The following is a 19102-nucleotide window of genomic DNA, read 5'->3' as shown; positions in this document are numbered from 1 at the left end:
TACAATCACAGTTACCACTTGGCATTGATTGCCGCAAAATAATAGCTTCCGTCAATACCACCCGGACTGGTTGAAGGATATTTCGCGCCTGCAACAAACTGATAAGGATTAATATCGGGTTGAGTGTTAAACAGGTTATTTACCCCAAACGTCACCCCCCACACCGGGGTAAATGCATATTGCCAGCGCGCATCCAGCGTGAAACGCCCGCCAGACTCTATATCCAACCCCGCAGCAGCATCGAGATGATCTTCATAGAAGCTGCCGTAGTAGTTGAGCCGCCAACTTAATTCATTCGGTCCGAATTGCTGATTCAACGTCACATTCGCACGCCAGGCTGGTAAGTTGTCTTCCAGCATTCGAATGCGTTGACGCGTCAAATTAGTATCCTCGCTGGCACCGGTGTCATTCAAGGTAACTCGGGTAACCTGCGTATCCGTCCAGTTCACACTGGCCAGCAGATCGTTCTGCCAGTCACCAGACGCAAAACGCCAGTGGAAAATAAGATCCATGCCCCGGGTCAGGGTGTCAAAATCATTGGTGAAATACTTGGCGCTGCGATAGGTTTCGGCTTCTTTGAAACCCTGTGCCAACAGCAAATCAATAGTATCCTCAGACAGCGGAATCGCAGAGGTTGTGCTAATCCGGTCAGACAATCGAATCTGGTAAAAATCCAAAGTCAGTTGGGCAACAGATTTTACTTTTGCTACCAGGCCGACACTGATGTTAGTTGACTCTTCAGGTGCCAGTGCCGATGCGCCTAATTGCTTCGCTACCGGATTAGAGGGTGGCAATGTCACCTGGTCTTCTAACCCGTTCAAGCCGAACTTGGTACTGATATTAATGATATTGCTCTGGCCAACTGTTGGCGCTTTGTACCCCGTACTCACTGAGCTACGCAGAGCCATCGACGTGGTAAATTGCCAGCGCGCACTGAATTTACCATCCAGGTGGGTACCGAAATCCGAAAAATCTTCAGCACGAATGGCTGCGCCAAACAGCCATTCAGCCGAAAAGGGAATAGACGCATCAACGTACACAGCACGATTACTTCGCTGCCATTGACCGGATGTTTCCGGGCGATATCCCGGAAAGCCATTGGCGCCTACCGAAAACCCTGAATGAACCCCCGTCACATTCTGCGCAAAGGGACCCACTACGTATGACGCTTCCTCACCTTTAACCTGTTTGTACAATTCGCTTCGCCATTCAATGCCCATGGCCAGTGTAACTGGCTGAAACATCTGTGCATCCACTTCTTTCACCAGATCCACGCTGGCGTTTTTCTCCAACTGCGCAGCGCCACCGGGGTTAAAGGAAGTAGGCGAATCCGGCCCTAAAGAGGGATTGACGGTATTGTCGATATAATACTGAATTCCCGAATACCCTACTCCGGCACTGACATCGAAAAACCAATCATTGCCCAAGTCACCACGTACGCCTGTGTACCAGCTACCGTCTTTCACCTTGCCACCGAAACGGGGAGTAAAGCCGCCGGGGAACCATTCGTTGAAGGCAAAACAATTGCGCCCTACATCGCTAGAAGGGTCGTTTATTTGCAAAAAAGCCGGGTTGGTCAGCACGTTTTCATTACCGAGTGTAATAACGGGGCACGCTATCCCCTGCCCTAAGCCATCCAAATCTGCAATTAGCAGTTGCCGGGGACCGGTTGTATTATCGGTTACAAACACCCCCTGACGGGTTTGCGGATTGCGGAAATAAAACTCCCCTTCCATTTCCCGCAGTGTACCTAACGCGAAGCTATACCATTCAGTGCCATTTGATAAAGGAACCGCAGTGTTTACAGCTAACTTCAAATCACTGTCCATATCGGCACTGCCCCACTGTTGAGCAGGGTTTGCAATAAATGAATTCCCAGCCTCTATGAGACTTTGCGCGTCACTTCGCTGCACACTTCTTGAGGTTGGTTGCTGCTGTTGAAATTCGGTGCTGATATGTAAAAAGCCACCGCCTTCAAATCCCATACCCTGGCTGTATTGCACGCCAATCATCTCACCGTCGCCCGCGCTGTGCTGACCACTGGTCAGGGTAAATGAGCCGCTCTCCGGGGCACTCTTCAACTTAAAATTCATAACTCCGGCGATGGCGTCTGAGCCATACTGGGCTGCAGCGCCATCTCGTAGCACTTCCACCTGCTCAATCGCACTCACCGGTAACACGGAAATATCCGGTCCTTGCGCACCGTCGGACAATCCACCGCCGAGAAACGTGATCACCGCTGAGCGATGCCGACGTTTTCCATTTAACAAGGTTAATGTGTGGTCGGATGCGAGGCCACGCAAATTGGCAGGGCGTACCAGCATGGCGGCATCGTTGGTTGTTTGAGCGTTAACGTTTAGCGAAGGTACCGTCTGCGTCAGGGCATCCAGCATATTCTGGCTACCCTGAAAAAACGGCTGATCCAGGGCAATAATATCCAGTGGCACTGCTGAGTCGTATGCGCCGCGTGCCGATGCCCGGGTACCCAGCACCGAGATCCGCTCAAATTGTGGCAACGTTTCTTCTGTTGCCGCTATGCGAACCGCGTCAGGTAGTTCATCGTTATTGGATGGCGGCGGTAATGCTTGTCGCTGAACAATGGTAAGGAAGCCGTTTTCATCCGTATTGATTGCCAGTGGCGTGTTAACAAGCAAATGTTGTAACACCTCTTCGAGCGTATAAACCCCCTCTACGCCGGGCAGTGCGACCTGTTGAGCAAGTTCAAAGGGAAATAACAGTGTGGTTTTAGCCTGGGTGGCAACCTCAATGAGCGTTTTGTCAGCCGTTTGAGGGTGTATCGAAAAGTGATATCGCTGCGCGGTAAGCTGACTATTTGCATGTTCTGATGATTGGGCATGCACAGATGCTGGCGTGGCGAGGCCGCCTGATGCCAGTAACAGAATTAGAGAAGCGCTTGTCCAATGCCTAACGTACAATGAAAAATAAAAATGCCGCGTAAAATTCCGCTAATATTTACATAAACTCAACCGCAGTGCACCCATTCTCTGTAAATAGCTGTTTGTATGCAGTTAAATCGAGCTATCTGCCCGGTGTAAATGGATATTTTGCTCGGCGTCCTGATAAGACTGAATGTCAAAACTGTTTTCCAGTGCCGCTAATAAGCCATTGATGTCGCCCACGCGGAAGTAGCCAGCAATACGGGTATCAATAATGCGATCGTCATCAATCACAAATTTCACCTGGGTGTACCGGCTGATTTCATCCAGCGCTTTGTTAAGCTGTTGACCGGTAAAAACGATCTGTCCGTCTTGCCAGGCCAGACTCTGGGCAATTTCTGACTGGGTTAAAGCCGTTCTGGCTGACACGCTCTCTTTCACCAGCGCCTGTTCACCAGCAAACACCATCACACCTTCCAGCTCAATAGGTAGTGGCGCCCGATTGCGTTCTGCTGTTGTAGTGCTGTCGGAGACCGATTGTTGCGATACCCGGACTTTTCCTTCGGTCACCACCAATTCAAACGCGTTGTCCCGGGTGAATTCCATATTGAAAGCGGTACCTACCGCTGTAACCGCATTCTCGCCCGCGAACACGGTAAAAGGTCTGGCCGGGTCGTGGGCAACGTCAAAATGCGCTTCCCCTTTCAGTAACTCAATTTGTCTGAAACCCGGATAAAAATTAACACGGATTTGTGTATCCGTATTCAGAAATACTTTGGAGCCGTCGGCCAATAGCACCGTTTTTTGCTCACCGATCTCGGTTGCTGATTCTTGTGTAACGCTGGCAACGGTTTCAGTAGGCTCGATAGCAGGTAACATGTTCCAGCTCAGCGCGCCGGTGACAGAGACTGCGAGCACCGCAGCGGCCGCCAGCCACTTGTTAACGCGTCGGGGTGTATTGTGAGGTTGATAGGTCACCAGTCCTTGTAAGGCGTGCATTACGCTCATATCGTCCCAAAGACGGGCCATTTCGAACAGCATTTTCTGATGCGACGGATTGGCCGCCATCCACTCTTGAAGCGCAGCGCTTTCTTCCGCTGACAGACCGCGGTCGATGGCCGCTATCCACTCACAGGCTTTAGCCTGAATGGTTTCTTTGCTGTTGAATTGACTAACGTTATTCATGACTACTGCTCTGCTCTACCCCAGATTAGACTGGCTTTCGTCCCTGTTATGGGGTTGCTGCTGCCGCGCTAAAAACTGTGCACACTGCATCAAACCTTTAGCGACATGCTTTTCAACAGTGCTTTCACTGATTTGCAAAAGCTCTGCAATGTCCCTCTGGCTCATATCGTACACTTTCTTTAACAAAAATACGCGTTTTACTTCAGCTGACAGGTTTTCAGTGGCCTGACAAAAATGAATAAATCGCTGTTTGCTCTCTACCTGCCGCTCAATCATTTCGTCACTAAAGTCGGTAGCAAGTACATCCATATTCTCAATTTGATCATTGAGCTGATGTGCTGCTCGGTTGACGTGATTCAGCGCCAGATTCCGCACTGTTCTGAGCATGTAAGTGCGTTCGTATTGTATCTCTTGCTTTAATTCTGCTTCGTAACTTTTTACAAAAGCATCCTGCACAATGTCTTCTATATCGTTAGCATCCACAATTGAGCTTATCGCGCGCATCAGTTTGCTGCGATATTTCATGTAAGTGGAGGCGATCTTCGATTTTTCGCTCATTGCCAGGTCTTATAAACTCGTTTTTACTGCTAAGTATAGTCGTGACCAAAATGGCCGGCCGGCATTATACCGGTCGGCCAGGTCACAGGGAAAAACAATTACCTTAGAAAGTGTAAATACCCCTTAGGTAATAGAAGCCACCGTTAATACCGATTGGTGACGTTGTTGGGTACTGAGAACCGGCAATTTCATTGTCGTACAGTACGTTTTCGTCAGGACGCTCGTCGAACAGGTTTTTCGCACCAGCAACCAACTGCAGGTTGTCTGTGAAGTGATAACCCACTTCTAAATCGAATGTGTATTCAGAGCTAACCTGACCGATTGGCAGGCCTGAATCCAAGTGATCTTCGTAGATACTACCCGCGAAGTTCAAGCGGCCCAGTACGCGCCAGTCACCATTGGTGTGGTTCGCAGTGAAGCTGTAACGTGTAGCAGGCAGGTTGTTTTCCAACATGCGAACACGCTCTGCTGAGATGTTATCTGATGCTTCATCTACAGTGGTGGATGTCCAGTTATAGGCCAGTGAGAACTTGGTATCACCGCCTAACATGTCCATTGAGTAGTTAGCAACAATGTCCACACCTTCAGTCGTGGTGTCGAAGTCATTGGTGAAGAAGCTAACTTCTGAGAAGCTTGACGCGTCATCAACACCTTGTGCTAGCAGCGCTGCGATGTCTTCTTCAGTTAACTTGATACCTGACGTAGTACTAATACGGTCAGTCACTTCGATGTGGTAGTAGTCAACGGTCAGGAACAGGCCGCTATCGAATTCAGCAACCATACCAACGCTCATGCTTTCTGACTCTTCAGGCGTGAGCTGCGTACCGCCTTTTTGTACAGAAATCGGGTCTGTTGGTGGTAACGTTGCACGGTCGATTAGCTTACCATCAGTACCAAACGCAGTCGTTACGTTACGTACGTTGCTTTGACCAATTGTAGGTGCTTTAAAGCCTGTGCTGTAGGCACCACGGAATGCGATGCTATCAGTAGCCTGATAGCGCAACGACACTTTACCTTTAGTGGTATCACCAAAGTCAGAGAAATCTTCGTAACGGATTGCCGCAGTCAGCAACAAATCGTCAGTCAGATACGCTTCTGCATCAACATACAATGCAATGTTGTGACGGGATGCTTCACCCGCACTACGCGCAGACAACCCAGGGAAGCCGTTTGAACCAATACCAAAGCCCTGAGATGCCAATGGACCAATCGCCCAAGACGCATCATCACCAGCGATGCTTTCATACGTTTCATGACGGTACTGGAAACCACCGGCTAAGTACAATGGCTCAGACAAACCCACTTCAATTGGCTTGTTCAGATCAACGTCGAATGATTTTTCAGTCTGGATATATTTACCCGGCTTGAAAGATGTCGGCGTATCTGGGCCCAAAGACGGGTTGATGGTGTTGCTGATAGCGAAATCAACTTCGTTCTGACCAAAGTTCAGGCTAACGTCGTAGCCGATTTCATTGCCAAATTCGCCACTGGTTCCCAAAATCAATGACATGTCTTGTACGGTACCACCGAAACGTGGTGTGAAACCACCCGGGAACAGTTCATTGAAAGCAAAACAGTTTGCGCCAATCGGCGTTGAGTTATCTGCGATAAGAGCATAATCAGCGTCGTCAAGTACGTTACCGTCGGTAATACGCACCGTAGGACATTCAAGCCCCATACCTACGCCATCCAGGTCACCTACCAGCAACAGTGGCGTATCGTTGTCGTCAGTACCACCGTCGTATACACCACCACGGGTGTGCGGGTTACGGAAATAAAAACCACCTTCTACTTCACGCTCAGCGTAGTTACCGAACAAGTACACGCGTGAATCAGAACCCAGGTCCATACCGAGGTTAGCAAATAGTTTCACGTCGTCTTTGATTTCAGGACTACCCCAGATTTGCGACGGGTTAGCAACGAAGGTGTTACCTGCGGAAATCAGTGCTGCAGCATCGTCACGCTGAACGCTACGAGAGGTTGCGTCAGAAGTGCGGTATTCCGCAGTGAAGTTTGCGAAACCGTCATCACCTAAAGGCATGCCCACGTTACCAGTGAGCTGAAGCATGTCGCCGTCGCCTTCGTAGTAAGAACCAGTGCGCGCTTCGAACATACCGCCTTCAGCGTCGTCTTTCAGCACGAAGTTCACAACCCCGGCAATCGCGTCAGAACCGTACTGTGCAGCAGCACCGTCACGCAGTACTTCAACCTGCTTCAACGCAGCAGCCGGAATGGTAGAAATGTCAGGGCCCTGTGCACCGTCTGACAAACCACCACCCAGGAAGGTGATAACTGCAGAGCGATGGCGACGCTTACCATTTACCAGTACCAGAGTATGGTCAGAAGCCATACCACGTAAGTTCGCAGGACGAACCAGGGTTGAGGCGTCGTTAATAGGCTGGTCGTTAACGTTCAGTGAAGGCACAACCGTTTGTAACATGGATACCATGTCGGTAGAGCCTTGGTTAACAAACTCTTCTTCTGAAATGATATCAATAGGTACTGCTGAGTCGCCAATAGAGCGAGGTGCAGCACGCGTACCAACAACAGCGATTTTTTCAACGTCTTTTGCGTTGCTTTCTTCTTGAGCTAGTGCAGGCGTTGCTACCACACTACCAGCAGCAACCGACGCTGCCAGAATCAGCCTTAGCTGAGAAGTTAGTTTCGTCAAACTTGTGTTCATAATGGTTTCCCGGTTTTTTGTCAGGCCATTTTTTGGGTGACATTTGCTGTGCAAAAATCACCGGCCTTTTATCTGTAAATTTAACCTTCAACACCATCTCGTAGATTCGAAATAGCCCTTGGGTTATAGTCGCTAAACCATTAGAAAACAAACAAAATATACTAAATTAAAAATATATTTTTTTATGATGGAGGATCGTGAATTGTGACTTGTCTATGTACTTTTAGGCGGGGTAAAAATCACGTGTTTTTAGCGTAATTTTGATTAAAAAACGACTAAATAGCACTCATAAAAAAACGGCTTATAAAAAGCCGCTTTTTCGAAATCGATATGTGTGCCAGCACACTTTTCAACGCTTATTCTGCTTTATTTTTCTCAGCAGTTTCTTTGATTAGCGTTTGTAACTCACCTTGCTGGAACATTTCTAACACGATGTCACAACCACCCACCAATTCACCGTCTACCCACAGCTGGGGAAACGTTGGCCAGTTCGCATATTTTGGCAGTTCGGCGCGAATATCCGGGTTCTGCAGAATATCAACATATGCGAACGGTTCTCCGCATGACATCAGCGCCTGTGACGCTTGCGCAGAAAATCCGCAGCTTGGGAGTTTGGGTGAGCCCTTCATGTATAACAGAATCGGGTTTTCCGCGATTTGCTGTTGAATACGTTCTACTGTGCTCAGTTCACCATTGTTTTCCATGAGTGCCTCGTTAAATCTGATTCTGAATGACCAATATGGTCATGGTTTACGCTTTTTCAAGCTGTCATCGTTAAATGTTAAACTGCGACAGCTTGTAATGGCGAGCACTTTATCATCTTTTGTGCTTTATCCCTATGCGTGCACTGACAGCAATCCGGTTTATGCTTAGATCACATCACTCTATGCCATTCTCTTTTGGATTGATCAGATCCGTCGTGTTCGCGGTATTATGTTTACACTTAACATTTATTGGCATTTGCGCAAATCATCATATAGTCTGATGATTCTTAGCAGTCGCTGTCGACGAATTAACCTGAAAAAACACCAACCCATCGAAAAATCCGAAATTTGTCATTGGGTTAGTGAGATTCGTCCCTATATATCAAAACAGTCGGGGTAACCCCCATGTATAACAACACTTACTCTGACAACAGACTACGTACAATCAACCACGAAAATGGAGACTCATATGGCTTTTGAATTACCAGCGTTACCTTATGAAAAAGATGCACTGGAGCCACATATTTCAGCAGAAACGCTTGATTTTCACTACGGCAAGCACCACGCCACTTATGTGACCAAGCTAAATGGTCTAATCGAAGGAACAGACCTGGCATCAAAAAGCCTGGAAGAGATCGTTAAATCTTCTGAAGGCGGCGTATTCAACAACGCAGCACAGATCTGGAACCACACGTTTTACTGGCACAGCCTGAGCCCGAATGGCGGCGGCGAGCCAACAGGTGCGTTAGCAGACGCGATCAACGCGAAATGGGGTTCATTTGACGACTTCAAAGCGGCGTTTAATGACAAAGCAGTGAACAACTTCGGTTCAAGCTGGACCTGGTTAGTTAAGACTGCTGACGGCGGCCTTGATATCGTAAACACCAGCAACGCAGCTACTCCGTTAACTGACGAGAGCCTGACTCCGCTGATGACTGTAGATTTGTGGGAGCACGCGTACTATATCGATTACCGCAACGTGCGTCCTAAGTACCTGGAAGGTTTCTGGGCGCTGGTTAACTGGGAATTTGCTTCTGCAAACTTCGCAGCTTAATTGCAAAAAACTAAACAATTAGTGTAAAAATACCCGGCCATGGCCGGGTTTTTTTTTGTCTGATAATTCATCGTTTCATCAGCTTTTCAGCATAAACAACTCCGCGAACAATGTCGCCGAACATTCACTAAAATACCGCTAAAATTCATGAACTCCATCTGATATCACAGCCCAATAAATCTGTGGCCTCCATGATTTCATTAACATTTTTGTTGCAAAAATAAACGATAAATAACCGATCGCACCCCTTTGTTTTCTCGTATTTAAGGTCTATGCTGGAACTACGGGAGACCGTTTTTTATACAGGGGTATTTATGGGTATTTTCGAGCATTACCAAGAGCGCTATGAAAAACATAAGCAAGAAGAGTTCACCATCCAGGAGTTCTTAGACATCTGTAAAAACGACCCGATGGCCTACGCAAACTCTGCGGAGAGACTGCTACAGGCCATTGGTGAACCCGAGATGATAGACACTTCGACCGATCCAGCGCTCAGTCGTATTTTTTCAAATCGTATCATCTCGCGTTATCCGGCTTTTCACGAGTTCTTCGGCATGGAAGAAGCAATTGAGCAAATTGTTTCTTACCTCAAGCATGCCGCTCAGGGCCTGGAAGAGAAAAAACAAATTTTATATTTACTGGGGCCAGTGGGTGGCGGTAAGTCGTCTTTGGCTGAACGTCTCAAAGAGCTTATGCAAATGGTGCCTATTTACACCCTGCAGGGCTCACCGGTAAACGACCATCCGTTCTGTTTGTTCGACGTAAACGAAGACGGCAACATACTTGAACAGGAATACGGCATTCCGAAGCGCTATCTGAAAACCATCATGTCGCCCTGGGCACGCAAACGCCTGCACGAATTCAATGGCGACATCACCAAATTTAAAGTGGTTAAAACCTTTCCGTCTATTCTCGACCAAATTGGGATTGCGAAAACCGAACCGGGCGACGAAAACAATCAGGATATTTCGTCACTGGTGGGTAAAGTCGATATTCGTCGTCTTGAGCAGTTTGCCCAAAACGATCCGGATGCATACAGCTACTCTGGATCACTGTGTAAAGCAAACCAAGGGCTGATGGAATTCGTGGAAATGTTCAAAGCGCCCATTAAAGTGCTGCATCCACTGCTGACCGCGACACAAGAAGGCAACTACAACCCTACCGAAGGTTTCTCAGCGCTGCCTTTTGACGGCTTAATTCTGGCCCACTCTAACGAGTCGGAATGGCAATCCTTCCGCAACAACAAAAACAACGAAGCCTTCCTGGATCGTGTGTATATTGTGAAGGTGCCTTATTGCTTGCGCGTTTCAGAAGAAATGCGGATCTACAACAAACTATTGGAGAACAGTGAATTATCGGGCGCGCCTTGTGCACCGGACACATTGAAAAGCCTGGCGCAATTCATTGTGTTGTCACGTTTGAAGGCCCCAGAAAACTCCAGTATTTATTCGAAAATGCGGGTTTACGACGGTGAAAGCCTGAAAGACACCGATCCAAAAGCCAAATCATACCAGGAATACCGCGATTACGCGGGTGTCGATGAAGGTATGGAAGGTCTGTCCACGCGTTTTGCATTCAAGATCTTGTCACGGGTATTTAACTTCGACCACACCGAAGTGGCGGCCAACCCGGTGCACCTGTTCTATGTATTGGAGCGTCAAATCGAGCGAGAGCAATTCCCACAGGAAACCGCTGACCGCTACAAAGAATTCCTGAAAGGCTACCTGATCCCCCACTACGTGGAGTTCATTGGCAAAGAAATTCAAACCGCGTATCTGGAGTCTTATTCAGAGTACGGTCAAAACCTGTTCGACCGCTATGTCACTTATGCTGACTTCTGGATACAGGATCAGGAATACCGCGATCCGGAAACCGGCCAGTTGTTTGACCGGGCTTCACTGAATGCCGAACTGGAAAAAACTGAAAAGCCAGCCGGTATCAGTAATCCGAAAGACTTCCGCAACGAAATTGTGAATTTTGTACTGCGTGCCAGAGCCAATAACGGCGGTAAAAACCCAACCTGGACCAGCTACGAAAAACTGCGCACGGTGATTGAGAAGAAAATGTTCTCGAATACCGAAGACCTGCTGCCTGTTATTTCGTTTAACACCAAAGGCAGCGCGGAAGACAAGAAGAAACACGATGACTTCGTCAATCGAATGGTGGAGAAAGGCTATACCCAAAAACAAGTGCGTTTATTATGCGAGTGGTACCTTCGCGTCCGCAAAGCATCGTAAGCCAGTAGCATTCCGCGAGTAAAGCTTGAATGAAGGGGTTGTATGGCACATTTTATCGACCGCCGGTTAAACAGTAAGGGAAAGAGTACGCTTAACCGGCAGCGTTTCTTAAAACGCTATAAGCAACAAATTAAACGCGCCGTTTCAGACGCCGTGGGCGAACGCTCAGTGACCGACGTTGATTCTGGCGAACAAATTAGTATTCCAAAGCGCGATATTTCCGAGCCGGTATTTCATACCGGCAAGGGCGGAAAGCGCACAGCGGTACATCCTGGCAACGACCAGTTTACTGCCGGAGACCGAATCGACCGTCCGCCTCAACAAGGCGGTGGTGGCAGTGGTCAGGGCGACGCCAGTGATTCAGGCGAAGGTCAGGATGATTTTAGTTTTTCAATTTCAAAAGACGAATATTTGGACCTGCTGTTCGAAGACCTCGCCCTACCCAACCTGAAAAACAGTCAGTTTGATCAGGTGGTGCAATACGAAACTTATCGGGCTGGTTTTCAAACCGACGGGGTGCCCAGCAATCTGGATATAGTGCGTTCATTGAAAGGCTCTATGGCCCGCCGAATCGCATTAACCGCCGGTGATCGTCGTAAATTGCGCGAGTGTGAAGAAAAACTCGAAGCGCTTCGCAACGACAAGCACGACAACACGGTTGCCACACTGGAACTGGAACAGACCATCGCGAAGTTGAAAGCCAAAATTGCCGGGGTGCCGTTCATCGACACCTTCGATCTGCGGTTTAAAAACTACGCCAAGAAGCCGGTTCCCACCAGTAAAGCCGTTATGTTTTGCCTCATGGATGTCTCTGGTTCAATGGATCAGGCCACCAAAGACATGGCAAAACGGTTTTATATTTTGCTGTATTTGTTCTTAACCCGCACCTATGAAAACGTTGAGGTGGTCTACATACGCCATCACACTCAGGCCAAAGAAGTCGACGAACAGGAGTTTTTCTACTCCCAGGAAACCGGCGGAACGATTGTGTCCAGTGCACTCAAGCTAATGGATGAAATTATTCAGGCCCGCTACCAGGACAGCGATTGGAACATTTACGCCGCACAGGCATCCGATGGCGACAACTGGGCTGACGACTCGCCCCAGTGCCGTGAGCTCCTGACGAAAAAGCTACTTCCGGTAACGCGGTATTTTGCTTATATCGAAATCACCGAGCGCCAGCATCAAAGCTTGTGGCGTGAATACCAAACCGTGGAGGAAGGCTGCGAAAACTTTGTGTGTAAACATATTACGTCGGTGAATGACATCTATCCGGTATTCCGGGAGTTGTTTGAAAAGACCAATTCATCGACTGCTTCGGGAGGAAGTTAATGGCTGCAAATTCTGCTGTAAAAACACAGCCTTTGAGTGACGGTCCGGACTGGACCTTCGACATGCTGGAGCAATACGAAGCCGAAATCGACCGCATTGCTAAAGCCTTTCGACTGGATATTTACCCCAACCAAATAGAAGTGATCACCGCTGAGCAAATGATGGACGCCTATGCGAGCATAGGCATGCCCATCAATTACACGCACTGGTCCTTCGGCAAAAAGTTTATTCAAACTGAGCAACAATACCGCCGTGGCCACATGGGGCTGGCCTACGAGATAGTGATCAATTCCAATCCGTGTATTGCTTACCTGATGGAAGAAAACACTATCACCATGCAAGCGCTGGTAATGGCACACGCCTGCTATGGGCATAACTCGTTTTTCAAAGGCAACTACCTGTTCCAAACCTGGACAGATGCTAGTTCCATTATCGATTACCTGGTATTTGCCAAAAATTACATCGCGAAATGTGAGCAAAAATACGGCTATGAGGAAGTTGAACAAACCCTCGACTCCTGCCACGCATTGATGAATTACGGCGTAGACCGTTACAAGCGCCCACAAAAATTGTCTCTTCAGGAAGAAAAAAGTCGCCAGAAGCAACGGGCAAAGTATTTGCAGTCACAGGTAAATGAATTATGGCGTACCTTGCCTGAGGTAAAACACGAATCCAGTCAAGAAGCCCCTCGCTTCCCGGCAGAGCCTCAGGAAAACCTGCTGTACTTTATTGAGAAAAACGCCCCATTACTTGAACCCTGGCAACGGGAACTCGTCAGGATTGTTCGTAAAGTTTCACAGTACTTTTACCCGCAAAAACAAACGCAGGTGATGAACGAAGGCTGGGCCTGTTTCTGGCACTACCATATTTTAAACACATTGTATGACGAAGGCCTGGTTACCGACCGCTTTATGCTGGAGTTTCTGCACAGCCACACCAGCGTGGTCACCCAACCCGAATATAACAGCCCGTATTACAGTGGGATTAACCCCTACGCCCTCGGGTTCAATATGTTTATGGATATTAAACGCATCTGTCAGGAGCCAACGGAAGAAGACCGCTACTGGTTCCCTGACATCGCCGGGAAAGACTGGCTCGACACCGTGCACTTTGCCATGCATAACTTTAAGGATGAAAGCTTTATCAGTCAGTTTCTGTCGCCCAAAGTAATGCGGGACTTTAAGCTGTTTGCGGTTGAAGACGACGATAGCAAGCCCTATGTCAGCGTATCGGCTATTCACGATGAACAGGGTTATCACGCAATAAGAGAAAAACTGTCGGCCCAGTACAACCTCAGCAACCTTGAGCCTAATATTCAAATCTACAACGTTGATGTGCGTGGCGATCGCTCGCTGACGTTACGCTATGTGCCACAAAACGGTATTCCGCTGGCGGACAGCAAAGACGAAGTCATGCGTCACCTGCACCGCCTTTGGAAATTTGATGTAAAACTTGAGCAAGCTGACGAAAACGGAGACAGTAAAGTCCTCGCTAGTTGCCTGAGGGTCAATGGCGCGACCTGAACGAAAGTCATCTCAGCCGGGCATGTCACGTTGCCCGGCTTGCACTTTACCTGCAATTTCACTGCCACCAACACTTAAATGCAATGCAGACGCAGTGGTCTTTAACTGTGCAGAGGGTGTCGTTGACTCATTTGAGCTGGCTTAATCAACAGTAAAAGTAGCCCACCAACAACAGCACATACCGATGCCGCGGCAAACGTTTCGAATGCCCCACTGCCCTGTTGCCATATTTGTCCGGCTGCGTAATTGCCGATAGCGCCCCCCAAGCCGAAAGCCAGGCCAATGTAAGCGGCCTGAATACGCCCGTGAATGTGTGACGGAAAATAGTGATGAATAAATTGCATCGAAGTCGAATGATTCAAGCCAAAACTCAATGCGTGAATAAACTGGCTGAAGAACACCAGCCAGAAATGCTCAGCCAGCGTTCCTAACACCCACCAGCGCAGTCCGGTAGCTAGCAAACACAGCATAAGCAATCGCCACACGCCGAAACGGGCGATCAATTTTTGTGCGATAAGGAAGATACCCACTTCAACCAACACGCCCAGCGCAATCAGCAGGCCGGTTTCCATACCCGTATACCCCAGATCGCGCATATACAGGGCAAAGAAGCCGTAATAGGCCCCAAAACTCACCTGCAGCAAACCATTGACGATAAGAAATACAATCACAACTTTATTGCGCAAATAGCCCCAGATACTGCCAGACTGACTGTGATTGCGCTGCATAGTGTCAGGCTGCCTGAGTGCCAGCGTACTGACAAACAACGCGCTGAGAACCAGCATAGAGGCATAAATCGGTGTTTCTGTAGAAAAGAAGTCCAGTGCCTGCCCCACCAACACGGTCAGCACTATAAAACCAACACTTCCCCAAAGCCGCACTCTGCCATAGCGCTTTGAGTCGCCATCCACTGTGTGAAGGGTCAACACTTCCAGCTGCGGCAACACGGCAGTCCAGAACATCATCATCAACCCCATGGTCAATGTGAGGTACCAGAATGAAAACGCCCAGAACACACCAATGAAGCTAAACACCGTGAGTGCACAACCAAGGCGAAGAATAAACAGGATTTTACCGGTCTTGTCGGCTATCCCCGCCCACAGCGAAGGCCCGATAATGCGCGCCAGGGTAATTACAGCGAACAACTCGCCAATTTCGGCTGAGGTGAATCCTCGTCCGTCTAAGAAAACGCCAAGATAAGGGGTAATAACACCAAGTTGGCCGAAATACAGCGCGTAGGTAAGGCTGAGTGCGACAACGGTAAAGCGATTTACCGTTGTCATGACAGATTTAATATTGCAGGTCGAATCACTTGGCTGCGTTGCCAGGGATCACGGGGGTTTGACTCATTACATCGGCATTCTGCGCACGATGACGCAGGCAGTGATCCATTAACACTAATGCCAGCATGGCTTCAGCAATTGGCACTGCCCGAATGCCCACACACGGATCGTGGCGACCTTTAGTAACGATATCAATGGCATTGCCGTCGGTATCGATGGTTTTACCCGGTACCGAGATACTCGAAGTTGGTTTAAGTGCCATGTGTACCACCAGATCCTGTCCGGTAGAAATACCACCCAATACACCACCCGAGTGATTTGAGGTAAAGCCTTCCGGTGTCAGCGTATCGCGATGCTCGCTGCCTTTTTGTGTGATCACATCAAAGCCGTCACCCACTTCCACGCCTTTCACTGCGTTAATGCCCATCATTGCACCGGCAATATCTGCATCCAGGCGGTCGAAGACGGGCTCGCCCAAGCCAACCGGCATGTTGGTTGCTACTACCGACACTTTGGCACCAATTGAATCACCGGATTTTTTCAGGTCACGCATGTACTCATCCAGCGCTTCCAGCTTGCTTTCATCGGGGCAGAAAAACGGGTTCGTATTGATCACATCGTAATCAACGCTGTCGATGCCAATCGGCCCTAATTGCGACAAGAAACCGTGAATTTCGATACCGTATACCTGCTTGAGGAATTTTTTAGCAATTCCCCCCGCGGCAACCCGAATCGCGGTCTCGCGAGCCGATGAGCGGCCGCCACCGCGGTAGTCTCGCATACCGTATTTTTGCTGGTAGGTATAATCCGCATGCCCCGGGCGAAAACGGTTAGCGATATTGGAATAATCCTGACTGCGCTGATCTTTGTTTTTGATCAGTAAACCAATGCTGGTGCCCGTGGTTTTACCTTCAAACACGCCCGACAGAATTTGTACTTCATCGTCTTCACGACGCGCAGTAGTATACCGCGAGGTACCCGGTTTTCTGCGGTCCAGGTCGACTTGCAAATCTTCTTCACATAACGCTAATCCTGGCGGGCAACCATCAACCACACCACCTAAAGCGATACCATGACTTTCACCAAAGGTGCTAACGGTAAAAAACTTTCCGAATGTATTTCCGGCCATTTACACACTATTCCTGTTGTTAAATCGTTCAAGTGCCGCTTTGGTTACGGCAAAAATCCCATGGCCCCCTTGTGCCAGCTCAACCCATTCCAGTTCTAACTCCGGGAAACGGTTGTCCATATGCACCAGTGAATTACCCACTTCTACTAACAACACACCGTTATCAGACAAGTGTTGTGGGGCCTGTTGTAATATAGTCTCAACCAGATCAAGACCATCGTCGCCTGCGGCGAGTGCCAGCTCAGGCTCGTGTTGGAATTCGTTTGGCAAATCGGCCATGTCCTGTGCATCCACATAAGGCGGATTAGACACAATCAGATCGTATTGCTGTCCTTCAAGCTGGTTGAACAAATCTGAATACAGCGGGAACACACGATGTGATAACCCGTGCTCCTGAATATTCATTTCAGCCACGGTTAACGCATCTTCGCTGATGTCCACCGCATCAACCTCGGCTTCGTCAAACGCGTACGCCAGGGCAATAGCAATACAGCCGCCGCCGGTACACAAATCCAGAATGCGTGACGGTGGCTCACTCAACCACTGAGCAAATTTGTTCTCGATGAGTTCGGCAAACGGTGAGCGAGGAATCAATACGCGCTCGTCGACGTAAAATGGCAACCCGCAAAACCAGGCTTCGTTGGTAATGTATGGCAACGGCAAGCGGGTTTGCACGCGCTGCAACACCAACTCAGCCACTTTACTGCGCTCACTTTGCGTTAGCCTGGCAGCAAACAGACCGTCACCGGTTTGTTGCGTTAACCCATGGGGTAAATGCAGCGCCTGAAACACCAGACTGACGGCTTCATCCCAAGCGTTGTCGGTACCGTGTCCAAAAAACAAATCTGCGTCGTTAAACCGACTCACCGCCCAACGCACCATATCTAAAATTGAGTGCAAATCGGCAATGGCCTCGTCGAGGTAAAATTTGTCTGTCATGTTGCTTAATATGCCCGGCTTTAAGAAAGGTGGTATGATACATAATGTTGACCATTTCGGACATGCTTAATTTGTCCAATATATGCAGTTCGTAACCAGAGGAATGTTGAGCGTGAAAAAGTATTCGGCACCGTCCGCAGAAGAACCGGACGACCTGTCTCTTTTTCAGTCAGAAGTAAAAGGGGTTAAGCCGCTCACGCAGGATATCTATGTGCCCCCGCAACCGGCCAGGAAAATCGCCGTAAAGCGCCAGCAAAAGGCAGAGCGCAACGCCCATGCCAGCTTCGAATTCTCCGATGCCTTTGAAGGCTTTATTCCGCCGCAGGGTGCACTGCGTTACTGCAGGGAAGACGTCCCTGCTTATGAACTAAAACAGCTAAGACGGGGCGACTACAGCCCGGAGTATATTCTGGATTTACACGGCATGACCCGGCAACAAGCCAAAATGGAACTGGCCAGTCTGCTCCATACAGCCAAACAAGAACACGTCGACTGTGTTTGCCTGGTACACGGTCACGGTACCGGCGTGCTAAAACAAGCACTGCCCCACTACCTGATTCAGCACCCGCAAGTACGTGCATTCCACCAGGCCCCGCTGGAATACGGTGGCCAGGGGGCACTATTGGTATTACTGACGGTTGACTCGCCGTTCGCCAAAAAGCGCTAAGCCAACCGTAATTAACAATAACCGCGTTAGTATCACTGAGGGTTATTTGTGGTCATCGGCACTGTTGTGAATAAACATATAGGCGTAATACGCCATCATCACGCAGATAATAAAAATACCTAACAGAGAGCCCCATACCACTGGATCTTTAAATAACATGCTCCACATAACGTTCACCTTTTTTGCAATTTCTATGGGTTAAGTTTGCCCTCATTCCCTTCCAAAAATGCTGATCCAAATCAATCCCCCCGAGCTGCCCTCGCGTGCAATATGATGTAGATCAAAGGTTGTGGTAAATCTTGATAGCCTAGTGTGAAGAAAGCCTTGTTAGCACAGACTATTCGAAGAATGTTAGCCCCATATACGCGGTAACTAGGAGGTAATACTTGTGATGGGAACTTGGTGAATGTGATCGTTCTTTGATTTACCGTACCGGTTGTTCAATGCCATTATCAAACGTTCCCTTATACAGGATTTCTTCTTTATCATTGTAAATAAAATAGACGTCTGAAAACGAGGTAGGGGTAGCGTTAGGTGCTGCGCATTTTGTCTTAAGTAACCGAAGGGCTTGCTCCAGGTTAGGCAGCTCATCGATGAAATATTCGCTGTAGTCGTATTGATCGTAGCCAACCACACGATATTGGCCTGTCGTCGCTTTGTTACTGAATGTATTTGACATACTCATCCTCTGACATATCACTACCTGGAAAACAACATTAACTTTTGGTTGTGGTTTCGTTTATGCCTGAATATAAAAAACCATTTTAAACAACAACTTACTTTAATTCTCTTTCGAATTTCTATGGTTTGATGATGTCGAGTGAATAACGAGATTTGTAGCAACTGAGTCGTATGAAACACATTTAAATATCACGTTGTGATATCCCTATATTATTTCACGACGAAAAAAA

At 48.4% G+C, this 19102-nt stretch carries 15 protein-coding genes; 5 read left to right on the top strand and 10 right to left on the bottom strand.

Features of this window, described 5'->3' with window-relative positions; all coding sequences use genetic code 11:
- Positions 1-11 precede the first annotated feature (11 nt).
- From AC4MRN_RS06560 to AC4MRN_RS06540, 5 genes are all read right to left on the bottom strand, one after another.
- On the bottom strand, positions 12-2861 hold the full coding sequence (locus tag AC4MRN_RS06560) for a TonB-dependent receptor plug domain-containing protein (protein WP_491202824.1): 2850 nt from the start codon (positions 2859-2861) through the stop codon (positions 12-14).
- Between the two features lie 168 nt (positions 2862-3029).
- Entirely contained in the window at positions 3030-4082 is a 1053-nt protein-coding gene (locus AC4MRN_RS06555; RefSeq protein ID WP_491202823.1) for a FecR family protein, read from the bottom strand.
- 15 nt (positions 4083-4097) lie between these two features.
- Entirely contained in the window at positions 4098-4640 is a 543-nt protein-coding gene (locus AC4MRN_RS06550; protein ID WP_073318810.1) for an RNA polymerase sigma factor, read from the bottom strand.
- A 103-nt stretch (positions 4641-4743) separates the two neighbouring features.
- Positions 4744-7323: a TonB-dependent receptor plug domain-containing protein gene (locus tag AC4MRN_RS06545; RefSeq protein ID WP_073318813.1), complete on the bottom strand. Its 2580-nt coding sequence runs from the start codon at positions 7321-7323 to the stop codon at positions 4744-4746.
- A 356-nt stretch (positions 7324-7679) separates the two neighbouring features.
- Entirely contained in the window at positions 7680-8027 is a 348-nt protein-coding gene (locus tag AC4MRN_RS06540) for a Grx4 family monothiol glutaredoxin (RefSeq protein ID WP_175555766.1), read from the bottom strand.
- Between the two features lie 469 nt (positions 8028-8496).
- On the opposite strand from AC4MRN_RS06540, the gene sodB reads away from it, so the two are divergent.
- The 4 genes from sodB to AC4MRN_RS06520 all read left to right on the top strand — a co-directional run bounded on the left by sodB (position 8497) and on the right by AC4MRN_RS06520 (position 14173).
- Entirely contained in the window at positions 8497-9081 is a 585-nt protein-coding gene (gene sodB / locus AC4MRN_RS06535; RefSeq protein WP_073318816.1) for a superoxide dismutase [Fe], read from the top strand.
- 314 nt (positions 9082-9395) lie between these two features.
- Positions 9396-11318, top strand: a complete 1923-nt coding sequence (locus AC4MRN_RS06530; protein WP_073318819.1) for a PrkA family serine protein kinase — start codon at positions 9396-9398, stop codon at positions 11316-11318.
- A gap of 42 nt (positions 11319-11360) precedes the next feature.
- Positions 11361-12650: a YeaH/YhbH family protein gene (locus AC4MRN_RS06525; RefSeq protein ID WP_491202822.1), complete on the top strand. Its 1290-nt coding sequence runs from the start codon at positions 11361-11363 to the stop codon at positions 12648-12650.
- Positions 12650-14173 (top strand): SpoVR family protein, encoded by a 1524-nt coding sequence (locus AC4MRN_RS06520; protein WP_490402145.1) that lies wholly within the window; start codon positions 12650-12652, stop codon positions 14171-14173. The genes AC4MRN_RS06525 and AC4MRN_RS06520 overlap by 1 nt, the downstream gene beginning before the upstream one ends.
- A 101-nt stretch (positions 14174-14274) precedes the next feature.
- Here AC4MRN_RS06520 and AC4MRN_RS06515 read toward each other — a convergent pair whose 3' ends face one another.
- The 3 genes from AC4MRN_RS06515 to prmB are packed head-to-tail and all read right to left on the bottom strand — an operon-like array spanning position 14275 to position 17524.
- Complete coding sequence (locus tag AC4MRN_RS06515) at positions 14275-15456, bottom strand: MFS transporter (protein WP_488802048.1); 1182 nt, start codon at positions 15454-15456, stop codon at positions 14275-14277.
- 25 nt (positions 15457-15481) lie between these two features.
- On the bottom strand, positions 15482-16585 hold the full coding sequence (gene aroC, locus AC4MRN_RS06510; protein WP_155015386.1) for a chorismate synthase: 1104 nt from the start codon (positions 16583-16585) through the stop codon (positions 15482-15484).
- Entirely contained in the window at positions 16586-17524 is a 939-nt protein-coding gene (gene prmB, locus AC4MRN_RS06505; protein ID WP_370242695.1) for a 50S ribosomal protein L3 N(5)-glutamine methyltransferase, read from the bottom strand.
- A gap of 103 nt (positions 17525-17627) precedes the next feature.
- Here prmB and smrB point away from each other — a divergent pair, with 103 nt between their 5' ends.
- Positions 17628-18191: an endonuclease SmrB gene (smrB, locus tag AC4MRN_RS06500; RefSeq protein WP_491202821.1), complete on the top strand. Its 564-nt coding sequence runs from the start codon at positions 17628-17630 to the stop codon at positions 18189-18191.
- A gap of 42 nt (positions 18192-18233) precedes the next feature.
- Here smrB and AC4MRN_RS06495 read toward each other — a convergent pair whose 3' ends face one another.
- Positions 18234-18359, bottom strand: a complete 126-nt coding sequence (locus AC4MRN_RS06495; protein WP_073318841.1) for a DUF3149 domain-containing protein — start codon at positions 18357-18359, stop codon at positions 18234-18236.
- Between the two features lie 256 nt (positions 18360-18615).
- Positions 18616-18870: a hypothetical protein gene (locus tag AC4MRN_RS06490; RefSeq protein ID WP_491202820.1), complete on the bottom strand. Its 255-nt coding sequence runs from the start codon at positions 18868-18870 to the stop codon at positions 18616-18618.
- Between the last annotated feature and the right edge of the window lie 232 nt (positions 18871-19102).

The sequence above is a fragment of the Marisediminitalea sp. genome (assembly GCF_984433645.1).
This window is presented reverse-complemented; position numbering and strand designations above follow the sequence as displayed.